Consider the following 15672-nt stretch of genomic DNA (forward strand, 5'->3'; position numbering starts at 1 on the left):
CAGCTCCTCACCGGATCGCTCAGCCTCTACCACGATCTGCTCTGGCAGCGGCCGTGGACTGCCTTGCCGCTCATCCGCGGCCACCGCCTCCTGGCGGGACTGTCGCTGTCAGAGACCTTCGCTTCGCTCGCTGACCGCCGTGACCTCCGCGCATGGCTTGCCGATATCCGGCACTCCATCGCCACGGGAGAACCGCCGCGCCGCTCCCTGTTCGGATGGGACGTCCTGCCCAAGTGCGGGCCGTGGCTGACCGCCGAGGCGCGCGAGCGCGTGCTGGCCCGCTTCGACGCGGTCCTGGAGTCGCTGGAGCCTCTCGCCCCGACCCGAGGCAGGCACGCTGACCTGGCCGCGATCCGCGCGGCCGGCCGCGACCTGCGACTGCTGCACCAGCTCGGCAGCAGCGACCTGCCCCGCATGGAATCGCCGTTCCTCGACGACCGCGTGGTGGAGGCCTGCCTTCAGGTGCGCCACGAAGGCCGGATGAACCCGTTCGAATTCAAGTCCCTCATGAAAACGGCCATGGCTTCCCTCCTCCCCGCGGAGTTCTTGACCCGCCAGTCGAAGACCGACGGCACTCCGCTCGCTGCGGAGGGGTTCACCGAACAACGCGATCGCATCATCCAGATATGGCGGGAGTCCCGACTGGCGGAACTGGGGCTCATCCACCCCGACGTGCTCGTGGAACGGGTCAAACAGCCCTACTCGTTCCGGGGCCCGGACTGGGGCATGGAGCTCACCCTCACCGTCGAGCTGTGGCTGCGGTCCCGCGAACGTGTCCTCCAAGGAGCAAACGGTGGAGACAACAGGAGCTGAATTCCGGCTACGTCCCGAGATCTCAGTCGCGCAAACCGACTACGGCATGGTGCTGCTGGACGGCCGCAGCGGTGAGTACTGGCAGCTCAACGACACCGCGGCGCTGATCGTGCAGCGGCTGCTGGACGGGCACTCCCCCGCCGACGTGGCCCAGTTCCTCACCAGCGAATACGAGGTGGAGCGGACCGACGCGGAACGCGACATCGCCGCGCTCGTCACCAGCCTGAAAGAGAACGGGATGGCGCTGCCATGAGCGAGAACGTAGTGCTGCAGCGCAGCAACGTGCGCCTGTCGTGGCGGACGAAGTGGGCGGCGCGCTGCGCGGTGGGAGCGGCCCGGCTCTTGGCCCGCAAACCCCCGGAGCGGATCCGCGCTACCCTGCTGCGTCTCCGGGGCGAGGTGCGGCCCGCCACCTACGAAGAGGCCAAAGCCGCCCGGGACGCGGTGCTCGCGGTCAGCCTGCGCTGCGCCGGACTGCGGGCCTGCCTGCAGCGTTCGCTGGCTATCGCACTGCTGTGCCGGATGCGCGGCACCTGGGCCACCTGGTGTGTGGGGGTTCCCCGCCGCCCGCCGTTCATCGGACACGCCTGGGTGGAGGCCGAAGGACGCCTCGTGGAAGAAGGCGTCGGCTACGACTACTTCAGCCGTCTGATCACCGTGGACTGACCCTGCCGTGCCTCTGTCTCCTCCCCGCTCCCTGCGCCTGCTCGTCGCCCACCTGTGGCCGCACCGCCGGGCCGTGGCCTTCGGTGCGCTCCTCGGACTGCTCGGCGGTATCGGCACCCTGGCTGAGCCGCTGGTGGCCATGGCCGTGGTGGACGCACTAGGAGAAGGGTCCCCGCTGGGCTGGCTGCTGGCCCTGCTCACCGTGCTGGTCGTCGGCGGGGCCGCGCTTGCCGGGCTGAGCTCCTATGTGCTGCACCGCACCGCCGAGAGCATGGTCGCCGCGGCCCGGAGACGCCTGGTCTCCCACATTCTGCTGCTCCGCGTGCCCGAGCTCGACCGGCTCAAGCCCGGCGACCTGCTCTCCCGGGTGACGTCCGACACCACCTACATCCGTTCCGCGGCCGGCCAGGCCCTGGTCGACTCCGGGAGCGCGCTGCTGGTCGCGATCGGCTCGATCGTGCTCATGGCCTGGATCGACCTGCCGCTGCTGCTGGTGTGCCTGGCCGTGATCGGGGTGATCGGGGTGGGGTCGGCCATGATGATGCCGCCGATCCGCAGGGCCAACGAACGTTCGCAGCGGGCTGTGGGCGAGGTGGGCGCGCTGGTGGAGCGCGCACTGGGCGCGTTCCGCACGCTCAAAGCCAGCTCAGCGGAGCGGCGGGAGATCAGCGCGGCCAAGGCCGCGGTGCGGACCGCGTGGCGGGAAGGGGTGCGTTCCGCGGCGTGGACCGCGGCGACCAACGTCGCTGTTGTCGTCACGTCGCAGGCCGCGTTCCTCGTGGTGCTGGGGGCAGGCGGCGCCCGGGTAGCGATGGGGGCGATCGACGTCTCCGAGCTGATCGCGTTCCTGCTCTACCTGATGCGGCTCACCGGTTTCGTCGCCCAACTGGCGCAGGCGGTCAGCAGCCTGCAGAGCGGGCTGGCTGCGATGCGCCGCATCGCGGAAGTGGAGCAGCTCCCAGTGGAGCACATCGGCGTACCGCCGCGGCGCACCCCGGCCGCGACCTCCGCGGCTTCGGTCTCGTTCACCGGGGTGTCGTTCCGGTACCGCGAGGACGGGCCGTGGACCTTGCGGAATGTGACGCTGGACGTGCCCGCGGGCGGGCTGACCGCACTGGTGGGCCCCTCCGGGGCAGGGAAGACTACGCTGTTTTCCCTGGTGGAGCGGTTCTACGATCCGCATGAGGGCGTGGTCGCCATCGACGGCGTCGACGTGCGCGACATTCCGCTGGTCCGGCTGCGGTCCATGATCGGCTACGTGGAGCAGGACGCCCCCATCCTGGCGGGCACGCTGCGCGACAACCTCTGCTTTGCGGCCCCGCACGCCGACGAAGAAGAGATCCGGCGGGTCGTGGAACTCACCCGGCTCACCTCTCTCGTGGAGCGGCTGCCGGACGGGTTGGACACGCAGGTCGGCCACCGGGGCACCACCTTGTCGGGGGGTGAGCGCCAGCGGGTGGCGATCGCCCGGGCCCTGCTGCGGCGGCCCCGGCTGCTGCTGTTGGACGAGGCGACGTCGCAGTTGGACGCGACCAACGAGACCGCGCTGCGGGACGTGGTCGTCGCTATCGCGAAGACGACGACGGTCATCATCATCGCGCACCGGTTGTCGACGGTGGTGGACGCGGACCGGATCGCGGTTGTGGAAGGCGGCCGGATTCGGGCCGTGGGCAGACACACCGACCTGCTTCTCATCGACGACCTCTACCGGGAGCTGATCGAAGCCCAGCTTCTCGCGTCGTGAACGGGCTGGTGCCCGTCCCGGAGGGCGCCGATTGCTGCGGCGAGTTCCGCTGCCGCGGGCCTGCGGTCCGGGTCGGTGTCCAAGGCGGCCTGCACCCAGGGCAGCAGCAGGCTGGGGGTGCCGCGCAGGTCGGCTTCCCCGTGGAGGACGCGTTCCACGGTCTGCCGCAGTGTGCCGGATCCGAACGGCCGCCGCCCGGTGGCGGCGTAGGCGACGAGGCCGCCCCAGGCGAAGACGTCGGCGGCGGGTCCGGGAACGCGGTGGTGGAACTGTTCTGGGCTGATCCACCCGGGGGACCCGAGGATCTTGCCGCTGTCCGCGTCGCCGGTTTCGCTGGTGCGCCGGGCGATCCCGAAGTCGATGATCTTCGGGCCGTCTCCGGCGAGGAGGACATTGCCGGGTTTGAGGTCGCGGTGCACGATCCCGGCACGGTGGAGGGCCGCGACCGCTTCGGCCAGCCCGGCGGCGAACTCGAGGAGCTCTACCCCCATGAGCGGTCCTTCCGCGTCGACGCGGCGGCCCACGGTGGGGCCTGCGATGTAGCGCATGGCCAGCCAGGGCCGCTCGGTGTGGATGTCGGCGTCGAGGAGCGGGGCCGTGTACGTGTCGGCGACCTCCCTCAGCAGGGCGACTTCGCGGGCGAACCGGTTCCGGCAAGTGGTGTTGGCGGCGACCATCGGGTGGAGGACTTTGACTGCCACCCAGTGGCCTGCGGAGTCGAGGGCGGCGTAGACCGCCGCGGCGCCTCCGGTGCCGATCCGTTCGACGATCCGGTGCCCGCCGATCTGCTCCGGCTCTTCCTCGGGTTCGTCGGTGCTTTCGACGTCGTCGACGAGGGCGTAGGGAACCGTGCCCAGTTCACCAGAAACCGCCATGAAAGTCCCCCCGAACGCAAACCAGTCAGGCACTCACTTACCGGCCGCCACTTCCCAAACCGCCCACTTTTCTCACATGGGTGCGGGGAGAAATCCCGGCGTGGTCCTGGAGTGCCCGCGGGTGGGCGGATGTCCGGCTAGGTGAGGCGGTCGGCGTCCAGGTCGGGTTCGCAGAAGAGACCGCCGACGGTGGGCCCTTCGGGGTCGAGGTCTTCTTCCGGAGCGTCCCCTTCCCACTTGTCGGCGAACACTTCAGCGTCGTCGCGGGGGGTGTATCCCAGGGCACGGGCCTCGTCCAGGGACCACCAGCGCCGGGTGTTGTCGGAGACGCCCCACACCACCCGGAATCCCGGGGAGGGCGCGCGCAGGCAGGCTTCGACGAGGTTCGCGCAGTCGTCGGGGGACAGCCAGGTGGCCAGCCCGTGGCGGCCGAGGGGGTGGGGTCCGCAGTAGCCGATGCGCAGGCAGATGATGTCCATGCCGTAGCGGTCGGCGTACAGGCTGCCCAGGGCTTCCAGGGCGACTTTGCTGACCCCGTAGTAGGTGTCGGGTCGGGGGAACAGGTAGTCGGGGGCGGTGCCCGCAGCACGGGGGTGGAATCCTACGGCGTGGTTGGAGCTGGCCAGCACCATGCGGGTGACTCCGGCCCGGCGGGCCGCTTCTACTGCCACGTATCCGCCGTGGATGTTGGTGTGCAGGATTTCTTCCCACGGCGCTTCGGTGCTGCGGGCAGCCAGGTGGACTACGGCGTCCACCCCGTCCATCGCCTCGGTCATCGCGTCCAGGTCGGTCGCATCACAGGTGACGATCTCCACGCCCGGCCCGGGTTCGAGCGGGCGACGGTCGTGCAGGCGGAGGATACGTCCGGGGCGGACCATGCGGGGGCGCAGCAGGGTGCCGATCCGGCCTCCTGCACCGGTGATGAGGATGCGTTCGGTCATGGGCGTATCTTTCTAGGTGCGCCGATCGGGGGAGAAGCCGGGGCGGTTTCCGCAGGGCGTAGGCAGGCAGCGCCGGCCGGGTTCCGTACTTCGTGTCTGGCTGCGGGGAGGCGGCGCTGACGGCAGAGGGGGTGCCGCCTGCCGGTCGTGTGAGGCGGGGTTCGGGCATCCCGCGCCTTCGCGGGCGGGACCTCGGGGCTGACTGCCGCTTCGCTCAGGGGTGTCCTCGTGGGACTGTGCCCCCCGGGGCGTTGGAGCACCGCTGTTCGGCTGCTGGCCGCTTCCCGGGCCTGGCAGGGCAGGCGCCTGCTCCCCTGCGGGTGCTGTTCGATGGCTTACCCGGCGGGCACAGGAATGCGCGGATGTCCCATGCCGGTCTCGGCTCGAGTGTGCCTCGGAACTGAGGACGGGGCGCAGCGCGGCGTAGACAGAGGGCTGGGGCCGGTGTGCTGCCTGGGTGGACCGGTGCACCCGTGGGGTGGCGAGGTGTCCGGCCCGCACGCTTAGGGTCTCCGGCTGGGCGCGGGCTCTGCTGCCGGGGCGGGGTGGCTGGGTCGGGCAGCAGGGGGTTTGTGGGGATGGGTGGGGCGCAGGGCTGGGAGTGCCTGCCTGGGGGCCGTGGGTTGGTGCGGCGGCTCGCCCGTGCTGGTTTCGGGTGCCTTCCCGGCCCACGGGACGTGGGGGTGGACTGTGGGGCTAGGCAGGCGGGGTTTCCAACTGCACCATGATGGCCCGGCCTTCCGCGGTGACTTCGCCGTTGCAGCGGATCTCCCCGGAGACGAACACTTTGCGGCGTTCCACGCCGGTGATCCGCGAGGAGACGACCAGCGGCGTGTTGAGCGGTGTGGGACGGCGGTAGTCGACGGTGAGGTTGCCGGTCAGGCAGACGCGGCCGAAGACGGCGGTGGCTTCGCCGAGCACCTGGTCGAGGAGGGCGGCGACCCACCCGCCGTGCACGAATCCGGGAGGGCCTTCGTAGAAGCTGTCGAGGGTGACTTCCCCGTAGAGGCCGTCGCCTTCGACGCGCAGGTTCTGGAGGGGGGCCATCGGGTTGGCGGGGCCGCTCACCGCGTTCGCGATCGTGTTGTAGTCGATTCGTCCGCCGTCCCACGTCTGCCGCACCATGGCGCCGACGGGACGGCGGCGGGTGTTGAGCCGCCCGGTGAGTTCTTTGACGATCCGGTTGGCTTCGGCGAGTTCGTCCGGGTCGGCCTCCGTGTGTGCCACAGCGTCGACCAGTTCCCGCACTTGGGCGACCAAGATGCGGAGTTCCTCGGGGAGTTCGTGGCGGTCGACCACGGTGAACCCGTAGTCGGCCGGGTTAGGCAGGTCAGCGATCGGGTGTGCATCGACCGTCATGGGATTGTCATTAGCCCTTCGTCACAGGTGAACTCGGTGGGAATCGCCGCAACCACCACGATGTTACTTACGAGTAAGTCTGTGGACTACTGTACCCCGGGGAAGTCGAATGAAATTCACATTCTCGGGGATTGATACATCCTGTCCCCTCCTCCCCCGTACGGTCCGCGACGGGACGCCTGACCGCTGGCCGGATGCCCCTTCGGGCGCGCACGCTCCGCTATGGCGGTTTCACCGGGGTCTCGCCCGCCGCGGCGATAGCCAGGTCAGGTTTCTGTCTTCGGCTGCGGGTCGGCTAGGTTCTCTGGCGTGAATCGTCCAACCCCGCTGTCCCGCCTTTTCGCGCTGGCGCGCCGACCCCCCGTCCGCGACGGGTTCGGGGTCGGGCTCGCTGTCGGCCTCTCCGGCCTCGCTTTCGGCACCACGGCAACCACCGCGGGCCTCTCTGTTGCCCAGGCGTGCGTGCTCAGCCTGCTGGCGTTTACCGGCGCCTCCCAGTTCGCGCTGGCCGGGGTGGTGGCTGGAGGCGGAAACCTCATCGCGGGGGCGGTGGGCGCGCTGCTCCTCGGCTTCCGCAACACGTTGTACGGCCTGCGGATGAGCGAGCTCCTCGGCTGGCGCGGCCCAGCGCGGGCCCTCGCCGCTCACGGAGTGATCGACGAGACCACCGCGGTGGCTCTGGCGCAGCACGGGCGGGCAGACATCCGCGCCGGCTTCACCACGACTTTCGCCACCCTGTTCCTCTTGTGGAACGCCACCACTGTGATCGGCGCGATCGCGACCGAGCGCATCGGCGACCCTGCGACTTTCGGTCTCGACGTGGTGGGTCCGGCGACTTTCCTGGCCCTGCTGTGGCCGCGGTTGAAGGAAGGGAACCGCGTGCTGGCTATCGCGCTGCTGGGGGCCGCGATCGCACTGGCCACGACTCCCCTGCTGCCGCCGGGCGTCCCGGTGCTGCTGGCGTCGATCGCTGCCCTGCTCGCTTTGGGGGACCGTGCCGCGGACACCGCGCAGACCACGGTGGAGGAGGACGGGAAATGATGTTGTGGATCGCCGTGGTGGCCACCGGGCTCGGCTGCTATCTGCTCAAATACGCGGGAATGGCGGCGCCGCGTGCGCTTCTCGACCACCCGCTGGTGCGCCGGTTCGCGATGGCTGTCCCCGTGGCCCTGCTGGCCGCGCTCATCGCCCTGCAAACCGTAGCGGAGGGCAACCAGTTGGTCGTCGACCTGCCGCGGCTCGGCGGGATCGCGGCCGCGGTGGTGGCTCTCCTCCTGCGGGTCCCTTTTCTGCTCGTGCTGGTGATCGCCGCGGCGACCACGGCGAGCCTGCGGGCGCTCGGACTGGGCTGAAGCGCCGGAGCAATTCAGCACCCCGGGTTTCCCGGGTGGTGCAGCGGATTCGGAATGTCCTTCCGCTGGGGAAGACATCCGGTCGCGGGGGCGTCACAGGACAGCAATAGAGTACAGAAAATCCTTTTCTCTCCTATTCCTGCTTTTCGCCCCCTTATCGACCGAATTGTCGGTTCGCTGGTGGGGCTATCCCCGCTGCGTCTCCTGGGAAAGGTAGAGCTCGAACGCCCGGAGCACCGCCTCTGGTGCGGCACGCTCCTCGGTCTCGCCTGCAAGGAGGGTGTCTAGGTCTCCCATGGGCACAGCGGCCAGCAGGTCGCCTTGCGCTGCCGTCTCGCTGTTCTCCACGAAGCGGACGGTCGGGCTAGCCATTTCCTCTTCTTTGTCAGGCATAGCGAATGCCTTTCTCACCTGGAGAACAAATATTGCCCGAGAGTAACAGCGCCCTCACCAATAGACAACACCTTAAAGCCCGGTCTTATCCCTTTTCTTCACATCTGCGCACACAGAATTGTTCCGCGACACGGAATTCCCTGCCAGAGTCATCCGGATAAGTCGTCTCTGAGAAATCGGTGTCGGCCAGGGCCGCTGCACTGTCGCCGGACGTGCCTGCCCGCCGAGACACCTCGGCTCGACGGGCACCCCACCAGGGGGCCTTGTCCGTGGATGCCCTGGATACTCTGGACGTGGCACAGGCTTGCCGTTCCCTGGCTCAGGCTGTGACCGCGGCACTGGTCAGCTCTGCTGCACCCCACGTGCCGAGGGATGCCCGGTCGGTGCTGGACGATTGCGCAGAGAAGCCGACCGTCGCTCGGCGTTACGGGACCCCGGTGCCGCTGGCAGGGAAAGCGGGCACAGAGCGCCTCGCGGCGCTGCCGTGCTTACGCCACTTTCCGGTACCGGGAAGCGCCGATCGTGCCGCGGAGTTCCGCGCGTTCGACATCGGTCGCCGCGCCGATGTACCCGGCTAGCTCAACCAGGTCCTCTTGGCTGGCCCCTTCCCAGACGACCTGTACCCGGGTGGAGATGTCGAGGGGGATGTGGAGGACTGGACCGCTGAACGGGTCGCTGAGCACGGTGAAGCCGTCGTATTCGATGACCTGGTAGATCCTGTGGTCGTCAGGCTGCCCCTTGTACCGCCCGTTCGTCTCCTCAGGACGGTACACGTAGAGCTGGATCGGCTGGGCGCTCGCCTTCTTGACGTGCCGGTATTCCACGAGGACGTCTTGCTGCTCCGGGTGGGGCTCCACGCTGGTGAGCGTCCAGTCGGGGTGGCGGAGCACCGGGATGGCGGAATACCGGTCGTATTCAGCGCGCAGCACAGTCTGCGTCACCTGGCTCTCCGTGACAACCCCGCCGATGAGGGTGGCGAACGTGATCCCGGTGAGGATCATCGGCACTGTCCTGCGCTTGTGCAGGCTGGCAGCCACCAGGCAGACCACCACCCCGCAGGCCGCGGAAAGCCCTGTCGTCCACCACACGCTGAGGACCGTGCCGTACACCGCGGCCCGCACGATCGCATATCCCAGGGGGACGACCAGCGCGAAGGTGGTGAACACGGCGCTTCGCGGCACGCCGAGGCTGTGCAGGGTCTGGCGCAGCACTCCCCACAGCCCGATGAGGGCCAGGAGTCCCGCAAGCCCAAGGGCGATGACGGCTCCAGGGGCTAACGGGAAAGAGTCGTCCGGCCATAACAGTTCAACCGGCGCGAAGACGGTGGTGAGCGCCGCCACCGCCATCACTGCGGAGGCGAGTGCGAACACAAGGGCACCTACCGTGCGCCGCCACCACACCGGCGGGTGCTTCGTGGCGCTTCGGTCAGCGACAGGGGCGGGGGATGGAGAAACAGTCATGGTCGGTGGTCCAATCACTCTTTGGGAGCGCTCCCACAATGTAGACCATTTCTCTCGGAAATAATGCGCTGTTACTCCATCCCCAGGTGTGATGTTTCCGGCAGCCCCGCCGCGGATCCGCAGTACCACCGCACCAATCTGGTGCGTATCCCCACAATGGCGTGCGACGTACCGGACCCCAGAATTCCTCGACGTGGCGGTGAGTGCGCGCTGTCCGACCCCTGCACGCCGGAAATCCCGCGCGGGCAGCGCACCCGTCAGGTGTGCCGGACATGGCCGCCGCCGGCGGTTTCCAGCGCGTGACCGCGTTTTCCTCTTCTTCCGCTTCCGGACTACCCAGGCCGACGGAGACCCGCTTTTATCCCCGAGAATCGTAGGAGCTTTCGGCCGTCTCCTCAGGTTCTGATCACTTCGGATACCACGAAATCCCCATTGTTGCATGGGAAGGCAATTCTCTGCCGGGCAGGGGTGTTCCATGGGCGTAGTCTCACCCCATGACCGGTACTGCCCCACGCGGCGATGTGCGCCCGCCGACCATCCACGCCGATGAGAAGACCACCCTGCTCGCTTTTCTCGACTATCTACGGGAATCGATCACCGCGAAATTAGCGGGACTGTCGGACGAGCAGGCCCGCACCCCTGGAGTGCCGTCCGGCACCAGCTTGCTGTGGCTGATCAAACATCTCACCGCGGTAGAGCACGACTGGGTCATGTGGGCTTACCGCGGTGAGACAGGTCCACGACGGGAACGTCAGGTGCGGATCACCGCGGACGACACCGTGGCCCAAGCGGTGGCCGCGTATCGGGAGATGGCGCAGCGCACTACGGAGATCGCATTGGCCTGTGACGACCTCCACCGTCCCGGCGTGCGGTCGCTGCGCGAGCACGGCCCCGCGCCCTCGCTGCGCTGGGTGCTGGTGCACCTGGTAGAGGAGACGGCCCGCCACGCCGGGCACGCTGACATCCTCCGCGAGCAGATCGACGGCGCGGTTGGCCGCTGAGACAGCGCGGCCTACCGTCCTGCTCGGAACGCAGCGCCCCGAGGTGGCGAGCCTGCTGGCGCGGGCCGTGACCGGCACTCCACGGCCCGCTGCCGGCCGACGTCAGGGTTTGCGGAGCACGCCGCCGAGCTCCCAGATCTTCTTGGTCTCAGAGGAGCGGCCGACGTAGGGGCGCAGCGGCTCGGGGACGGGGCTGAGCGGCGGCTGGTTGGGGTCGGGCCGCCATTGGGCGACGTCGACGATGCCGGGCTCGACGGGCTCCAGACCGGCGACGAACGCGTGCAGCTCCGCGGGGCGGCGCACCCGCCCCCACGGCCCCAGGGCGAGCATCTCTGCGGTGAAGGCGTCCCCCGCAGCCACATCGTCGCTGCACAGATGGGAGATAGCGAGATAGCTGCCGGACGGCACCGCGTCGAGCATGGTCCGCAGCGCACCCCCCGGGTCGGCACTGTCCGGCAGACAGTGCAGGACCGAGAAGTACAGCAGACCGACCGGCTGGTCGAAGTCGATGAGGGCCCGCAGGTCCTCGCTGGCGAGGATCTCCTCGGGACGCGCCATGTCCGCCGTGATCACCGTGGTGTTGCCGTCTCCGGCGAGCAGCGCACGCCCGTGCGCCAACACGATCGGGTCGATGTCGACGTACACGACCCGGGCGTCCGGTTGGAACTGCTGGGCGACCTCGTGCACGTTGTTCTTTGTGGGCATGCCGCTGCCCATGTCGATGAACTGGCGGATTCCGGCCTCGCGCGCCAGGTAGCGCACCGCGCGGTAGAGGAAGAGGCGGTTCTCCCGCGCGACGTCGAGCATTTCGGGCGAGACCTGGACCAGAGCGAGCGCCGCCTGGCGGTCGACCTCGAAATTGTCCTTACCCCCCATCCCATAGTCGTAGATTCGGGCGACGGTGGGCTGATCGGTACGGATTTCCGGAGACATCGGACGGGTCGGTCCGGACACCTGACGCACACTCCTCACGGGATTTCGCTCATTGCCGTCGTGACGATAGTAATCGTTAGAGCAAGAATTTACCGATCTTTGACGCAATTAATTTCATATTTCAACCGTCATCGCCGCAGCACGCTCGTTTCCCGTGGTCACGACGCCCGCAACCCATTTCCTCATAAGGAATCGAAATGTCGCACTTATGACTTTCTGCCGGTTTTTAGTCCTGGGCTTCGCAGAGATTCCTGCGCTGAGCAGACACCGCCCCTCCACCAGCACCAGGCGTCTCGCCATGATCATTGTTGCTCGCACGCCGCAAAAAGAACCCGCAAAACCCCTCTTTTCGGACAGCACCTTGGTGCTGGCTCAGCGCAGCGCAGACTCGTATTCCCTGCGGGTGTAGGTCTCAGACGTGCGGGTGCCCCGGACACTGCAGGAGACGCTCAGATACTCCGCCGCATCCTCGCCATGGTCAAGGAAAACCAGGTCTGGCCTTTCCTCCTTCGGCACGTTGAGCATGAAAACGGCGCTCGTCCGGTCGAGGAGGCCGTCCCACCGGGTCACCGCAGCGGGTGCAGGCAGGGAGGACAAGCGGACCGTTCCCGGACAGGTCTTCCGGACCAGGGCGAGGGTTTCCGGAGTGTCCATCATGAGGGGCGCCCGGTCACAGAAGCGGGCCCACTCCCCCGCGCTCGCGCACTCCCCCGGCCTTTCCTCAGTCGGCTTGCTCTCGTCATGCACCGGGGGTGCACTGTCTAGCCCGGACGGCCGGGGACCGAACTCCTCGCGCAGAGTCACCCGTCCCATGTACCGGCTGTAGTAGGAGCCGGAGTAGTGGGTGCCGACCACGGCAAGGTCGAAACGGCCGGGCAGGTACTTCCACAGTGCCCAGAGGACCCCTTCGAACTGCTCCTTCCAGTCCGCGGGGATGCTGCCGCCCAGGTCGTCCTCCACCGACACCGAGGCGTAGACCACCGTGCCTTCCGCCTCGTCCTCGTAGACGAGGACAAAGGGATCGAGCGAACTCCCTTGTCCCTCGAACTCTTCGAGGAACACTGCGACGTCAGTGGGGCGGGTGGGGCGCGGGCCGTACTGGACGGCGAGGAAACCGAGGATGAGCAGGAGCACCAGGCTGAGCACTCCCCCGATCACCAGCCAGGCAGCCTTACGCGAGGCGTGGGGAGCCGGCGTCTGCGGTGGGACGGCGGCAGGCCCCAGGGGAAGACCGCAGTGGCTGCAGAACGGACCGCGGACAGGTGCAGTGCAGCGGGGACAGTTCATGGCATTCCTCAACGGTGGGGGATGGATACCGCAAGGCTCGAGGCCCTCAGCCGAGAAGCCCGCAACCCGAAGAGCGTGTGACGATTACACCACGACAAAACTATGTTTGCAAAGTTTTCGCTGATTAAGTGAAGCCATGTTAACTCTCGGTAGAGTGTCCTGGGCTGCCCGCCTTTGACCGCTCAGCGCCGAGAGGCGGCGCAGTCGACAGCAACGGGCTATCGCCACACCGCCAGCAGGTGCCCCCTGGGAAACGGAGTCTTGTTCCTACGACCGGCACGGTTGACCATCGCGCCTGCACAGGGCGTGACCGGCTAGTGGGACAAAGGGGTGCGGCGGTGGCGGGACAAGTCCGTGCCGCCACACCTGGAGTCCGGGTTCGCTATCGAAAGTGCCTGGCTGCGGGCAGGCCGAGACCGCCGGGCTCACCTGGTCGAGGAGCTGGACGAACAAGCCTGAGAGGCATCTGCTGATACAGCAGTGGATGCTCTTGAGCCTTCCCGGCTACAACCGGTCGTTCTTGACACTTGCGAGGAAGGCGACCCATTCAGCCTGGATGAAACCCAGGTGACCGAGGTGTCGGTTCTGAATGTCACGCACCAGGACTGACTCGGGAGTCCCAGCGACCTCAACGCAGTTGCCGCCGGTCTGGTTGCTGTGACTGGACTTGCGCCAGGAAATGGCGACCTCGACGCAAGCTCCCGCGTTACCGCCGCTGCAGCTGGATTTACGCCAGTCAAGGCTCTTGATCGCGAGAGTTCTCCTCTCGCTTCATGAAGGATCTTGAGGGGGTTCACGTCGAGGCAAGGCCTCCGCCTGCAGCGCACCGAAGATAGTGTTGCATCGCTGTATATCTTCAAGTGTGCCAGTGACAAATTCCCCATCATGTGCTCTGCATGAGCTAGTGGTGAGCGATCCGAGAACGCCATGATGCGAAACGGTCCGGACAGTCCGGGATGGGATACCAGACGTCCTGGGGAATCACTTGGAACTTGATTCGGTCCTCGTCCACCAATTTCGCTATATGGTGAAGTTGGTCTCGCATAATCTCTGGCGTTCCGAAACGGCGGCGGAGGACGACTTCGTCCACAACGAACCACAGTAGCGGCCTGTCAGGTCCCTCAACTACTTTACTTCATGCCGTTTGACGCGAGCTTCCGCAAGCCGATCGATCTCGTCTTTCCCCGCAATAGGACGCCCTTCACGCATGACCACTCGCGCGTAGTCCTCTGTCTGGAGAAGTCCAGGGATGAGGACCGTTTGGTACTCGCGGAGCTCGGTTGCTACCCGCTCCAAAGCGATGATGCCAGCAAACCAGTCAGGCGCTCCTTCCCGGCTTGCAAGGCTGATCCACAGCCGGGTGAAGGAGCTTCCTGTGTTGTAGACAGCGTCCAGTTTTCCGCAAAATCCTTTGTGGGAAGTCGTGTTCCCCACTCAATAGCACTGAACATCGACGGAGAAACATTTTTTCGCCTTGGCCACCTCAGCCTGCGAAAGCCCAGATAGTTGCCTGAATCTTCACAGCTCGACCCCAAACCGAATCCGCACCGGGTGTTGGGTGTCCACCATGCTCTACATCTCAACACAAACCAACTGGATCCACTATTGAAATCGACTAAAACTCCAAATGAGTGGACCCTATAGAAAAGGGTTCTTCGCGGTGAGGCTGTCCCCCGGCCAGCCCGCCCCTCGCAGCGCCCGACCCGCACTCACCTGTCCGCCGCGCTGGCTGCAGGGGACCACCCCCTGCGCGGCGCCCGACCAGTGGAGAAACCGCACCCATGGACCACGACACCGCCCCCTCCGGCGAGGGGTTCGTGACCCTGTACGCCGGGCCGCTGGACGGCCTGGTGCTCACTGCCGCCCACCTGGACCGCATGGCCCAGGACCACGGCAGCGAACGCTACTTCCTGCTGACCAACCGCGGCGTCACCGGCCTCTACCAGGAGGTCGACGGCCGCTGGGTCTACGCCACCCCGCGCCTGCCGGCCGCCCCCGACCAGCCCACCGACCAGCCCGAGGAGCCCGCATGACCCCCACCCCCAAGACCCCGGACGGGCAGGAGACCGACGAGGTCTACCGGGTGCGCGGCCAGCGGGTCTGGCGCGACGGCGCCGAGCTGTCCACCCGCCGCATCGAGGCCTTGGCCGCCCGCCTGGCCGCCGTGGCCCGCGCCCGCCGCGAGGCCGAACTGCGCGCCGCCTACCCCGTCGGCACCCGGGTGTGGCTGAGAGGCGACCCGACGCCCCGCACCGTCACCGGCTACACCGACTCCCCGGGCCTTCCGCCCTCGCTGCGTCTGTCCGGCCACACCATCGCCCGCCCCCGCCAGGTCACCCGCAACCCCCCGACCTGACCCGGGCACACCACGACCTTCTTTCCGCCCGACGGCCGCCCGGCCGTCCCGACCCCCACGGAGCCGCACCATGCCCGTGTCCGTTCCGCCGTCGCCGCCGCCCCGCCCCCGGATGCGCCCGCCGCGCCCCTGGGTGCCCGACGACCCGCCCGAGACCGTGCTGCCCGCCTGGATGTACGCCTGCCGGGAGCCGCACCCGCCGCACCGCGTGGTCCGCCCCGACGCTCCCCCGCCGTCGGAGCCGGTCCGGCCGCGGCGGTCCCGCGGCCGGCACGCCCGGCACCGGCGTGTCCGAGAGTGCTCTGCAGAGCAGCGGGAGCTGATCGTGCTGGCCGCGCTGCTCGGCGCGCTCCTCGGCGGGTACGCCTGCCTCGCCGTGACCGTCTCCGTCTGCCCCCTGTGAACAAGGGCGGGGAGCGGAGAGTGCGCCGCCGGGCCGGGACGCCCTCCCGGCCCGGCGGTGTTCTTCCTCCGCGACCTCGGAGAACCGGA

General features: G+C 67.8%; 19 protein-coding genes and 2 pseudogenes. 11 read left to right on the plus strand and 10 right to left on the minus strand.

What is annotated here, in order from left to right; translation table 11 throughout:
* From TF1_RS01915 to TF1_RS16620, 5 genes and pseudogenes are all read left to right on the plus strand, one after another.
* The coding region (locus tag TF1_RS01915) for an asparagine synthase-related protein (protein ID WP_255266124.1) at positions 1-813 on the plus strand (813 nt) is incomplete at its 5' end.
* Positions 794-1066, plus strand: a complete 273-nt coding sequence (locus tag TF1_RS01920; protein WP_011291591.1) for a lasso peptide biosynthesis PqqD family chaperone — start codon at positions 794-796, stop codon at positions 1064-1066. The genes TF1_RS01915 and TF1_RS01920, both read left to right, overlap by 20 nt.
* A complete protein-coding gene (locus TF1_RS01925) occupies positions 1063-1479 on the plus strand; it encodes a lasso peptide biosynthesis B2 protein (protein ID WP_011291590.1) in 417 nt (138 codons plus the stop codon). Before TF1_RS01920 ends, TF1_RS01925 begins: the two co-directional genes overlap by 4 nt.
* 37 nt (positions 1480-1516) lie before the next feature.
* Positions 1517-2338 (plus strand): annotated as a pseudogene (locus TF1_RS16615) (ABC transporter transmembrane domain-containing protein); the annotation flags it as partial.
* A 69-nt stretch (positions 2339-2407) separates the two neighbouring features.
* Positions 2408-3223: an ABC transporter ATP-binding protein gene (locus tag TF1_RS16620; RefSeq protein WP_394326520.1), complete on the plus strand. Its 816-nt coding sequence runs from the start codon at positions 2408-2410 to the stop codon at positions 3221-3223.
* Here TF1_RS16620 and TF1_RS01935 read toward each other — a convergent pair.
* From TF1_RS01935 to TF1_RS01945, 3 genes are all read right to left on the minus strand, one after another.
* Positions 3184-4098 carry a serine/threonine-protein kinase gene (locus TF1_RS01935; RefSeq protein ID WP_011291588.1) on the minus strand — a complete coding sequence of 305 codons (915 nt, stop codon included), beginning with the start codon at positions 4096-4098 and terminating at the stop codon, positions 3184-3186. The two genes, TF1_RS16620 and TF1_RS01935, sit on opposite strands and share 40 nt — an antisense overlap.
* Positions 4099-4235: 137 nt before the next feature.
* Positions 4236-5039, minus strand: a complete 804-nt coding sequence (locus TF1_RS01940; RefSeq protein ID WP_011291587.1) for an NAD-dependent epimerase/dehydratase family protein — start codon at positions 5037-5039, stop codon at positions 4236-4238.
* A 696-nt stretch (positions 5040-5735) separates the two neighbouring features.
* Positions 5736-6398 carry a PaaI family thioesterase gene (locus TF1_RS01945; RefSeq protein ID WP_061783575.1) on the minus strand — a complete coding sequence of 221 codons (663 nt, stop codon included), beginning with the start codon at positions 6396-6398 and terminating at the stop codon, positions 5736-5738.
* A gap of 309 nt (positions 6399-6707) precedes the next feature.
* On the opposite strand from TF1_RS01945, the gene TF1_RS01950 reads away from it, so the two are divergent.
* Together TF1_RS01950 and TF1_RS01955 are read left to right on the plus strand one after the other, a co-directional pair.
* Positions 6708-7439 (plus strand): AzlC family ABC transporter permease, encoded by a 732-nt coding sequence (locus TF1_RS01950; RefSeq protein WP_061783576.1) that lies wholly within the window; start codon positions 6708-6710, stop codon positions 7437-7439.
* On the plus strand, positions 7436-7750 hold the full coding sequence (locus tag TF1_RS01955) for an AzlD domain-containing protein (RefSeq protein WP_011291584.1): 315 nt from the start codon (positions 7436-7438) through the stop codon (positions 7748-7750). The genes TF1_RS01950 and TF1_RS01955 overlap by 4 nt, the downstream gene beginning before the upstream one ends.
* Positions 7751-7936: 186 nt before the next feature.
* Here TF1_RS01955 and TF1_RS01960 read toward each other — a convergent pair whose 3' ends face one another.
* Positions 7937-8122, minus strand: coding sequence for a hypothetical protein (locus TF1_RS01960; protein WP_227480842.1), 186 nt, complete (start codon positions 8120-8122; stop codon positions 7937-7939).
* Between the two features lie 509 nt (positions 8123-8631).
* Entirely contained in the window at positions 8632-9513 is an 882-nt protein-coding gene (locus TF1_RS01965) for a hypothetical protein (RefSeq protein WP_104612997.1), read from the minus strand.
* Between the two features lie 584 nt (positions 9514-10097).
* On the opposite strand from TF1_RS01965, the gene TF1_RS01970 reads away from it, so the two are divergent.
* Positions 10098-10604 (plus strand): DinB family protein, encoded by a 507-nt coding sequence (locus TF1_RS01970; protein ID WP_061783577.1) that lies wholly within the window; start codon positions 10098-10100, stop codon positions 10602-10604.
* Between the two features lie 102 nt (positions 10605-10706).
* On the opposite strand, the gene TF1_RS01975 is transcribed toward TF1_RS01970, so the two are convergent.
* The 5 genes and pseudogenes from TF1_RS01975 to TF1_RS01985 form a co-directional block, all read right to left on the minus strand.
* A complete protein-coding gene (locus TF1_RS01975) occupies positions 10707-11558 on the minus strand; it encodes an SAM-dependent methyltransferase (protein WP_061783578.1) in 852 nt (283 codons plus the stop codon).
* A gap of 351 nt (positions 11559-11909) precedes the next feature.
* Positions 11910-12824: a hypothetical protein gene (locus TF1_RS01980; RefSeq protein ID WP_011291577.1), complete on the minus strand. Its 915-nt coding sequence runs from the start codon at positions 12822-12824 to the stop codon at positions 11910-11912.
* 504 nt (positions 12825-13328) lie between these two features.
* The gene (locus tag TF1_RS15690) at positions 13329-13574 is read right to left on the minus strand and encodes a DUF397 domain-containing protein (protein WP_081430403.1); all 246 of its coding nucleotides are present in this window, start codon (positions 13572-13574) and stop codon (positions 13329-13331) included.
* 151 nt (positions 13575-13725) lie between these two features.
* Positions 13726-13938 (minus strand): annotated as a pseudogene (locus tag TF1_RS16625) (Scr1 family TA system antitoxin-like transcriptional regulator); the annotation flags it as partial.
* 11 nt (positions 13939-13949) lie between these two features.
* On the minus strand, positions 13950-14258 hold the full coding sequence (locus tag TF1_RS01985) for a Scr1 family TA system antitoxin-like transcriptional regulator (protein WP_011291575.1): 309 nt from the start codon (positions 14256-14258) through the stop codon (positions 13950-13952).
* Positions 14259-14605: 347 nt separating this feature from the next.
* Here TF1_RS01985 and TF1_RS01990 point away from each other — a divergent pair, with 347 nt between their 5' ends.
* The 3 genes from TF1_RS01990 (at position 14606) to TF1_RS16090 (ending at position 15583) form a co-directional block, all read left to right on the plus strand.
* Positions 14606-14857: a hypothetical protein gene (locus tag TF1_RS01990; RefSeq protein ID WP_041427861.1), complete on the plus strand. Its 252-nt coding sequence runs from the start codon at positions 14606-14608 to the stop codon at positions 14855-14857.
* On the plus strand, positions 14854-15180 hold the full coding sequence (locus TF1_RS16085; RefSeq protein ID WP_016188499.1) for a hypothetical protein: 327 nt from the start codon (positions 14854-14856) through the stop codon (positions 15178-15180). Before TF1_RS01990 ends, TF1_RS16085 begins: the two co-directional genes overlap by 4 nt.
* Before the next feature lie 70 nt (positions 15181-15250).
* Entirely contained in the window at positions 15251-15583 is a 333-nt protein-coding gene (locus tag TF1_RS16090) for a hypothetical protein (RefSeq protein WP_011291573.1), read from the plus strand.
* Positions 15584-15672 lie beyond the last annotated feature (89 nt).

It is taken from the genome of Thermobifida fusca NBRC 14071 = JCM 3263 (assembly GCF_001592045.1).
Taxonomy (GTDB): Bacteria; Actinomycetota; Actinomycetes; order Streptosporangiales; family Streptosporangiaceae; genus Thermobifida; species Thermobifida fusca.

Excerpts from the sequence above, each read along its gene's own strand:
- TF1_RS01925 (WP_011291590.1), top strand. The coding sequence starts at position 1,063 with ATGAGCGAGAACGTAGTGCTGCAGCGCAGCAACGTGCGCCTGTCGTGG.
- TF1_RS16620 (WP_394326520.1), top strand. The coding sequence starts at position 2,408 with ATGCGCCGCATCGCGGAAGTGGAGCAGCTCCCAGTGGAGCACATCGGC.
- TF1_RS01935 (WP_011291588.1), bottom strand. The coding sequence starts at position 4,098 with ATGGCGGTTTCTGGTGAACTGGGCACGGTTCCCTACGCCCTCGTCGAC.
- TF1_RS01940 (WP_011291587.1), bottom strand. The coding sequence starts at position 5,039 with ATGACCGAACGCATCCTCATCACCGGTGCAGGAGGCCGGATCGGCACC.
- TF1_RS01945 (WP_061783575.1), bottom strand. The coding sequence starts at position 6,398 with ATGACGGTCGATGCACACCCGATCGCTGACCTGCCTAACCCGGCCGAC.
- TF1_RS01955 (WP_011291584.1), top strand. The coding sequence starts at position 7,436 with ATGATGTTGTGGATCGCCGTGGTGGCCACCGGGCTCGGCTGCTATCTG.
- TF1_RS01960 (WP_227480842.1), bottom strand. The coding sequence starts at position 8,122 with ATGGCTAGCCCGACCGTCCGCTTCGTGGAGAACAGCGAGACGGCAGCG.
- TF1_RS01970 (WP_061783577.1), top strand. The coding sequence starts at position 10,098 with ATGACCGGTACTGCCCCACGCGGCGATGTGCGCCCGCCGACCATCCAC.
- TF1_RS01980 (WP_011291577.1), bottom strand. The coding sequence starts at position 12,824 with ATGAACTGTCCCCGCTGCACTGCACCTGTCCGCGGTCCGTTCTGCAGC.
- TF1_RS01990 (WP_041427861.1), top strand. The coding sequence starts at position 14,606 with ATGGACCACGACACCGCCCCCTCCGGCGAGGGGTTCGTGACCCTGTAC.
- TF1_RS16085 (WP_016188499.1), top strand. The coding sequence starts at position 14,854 with ATGACCCCCACCCCCAAGACCCCGGACGGGCAGGAGACCGACGAGGTC.
- TF1_RS16090 (WP_011291573.1), top strand. The coding sequence starts at position 15,251 with ATGCCCGTGTCCGTTCCGCCGTCGCCGCCGCCCCGCCCCCGGATGCGC.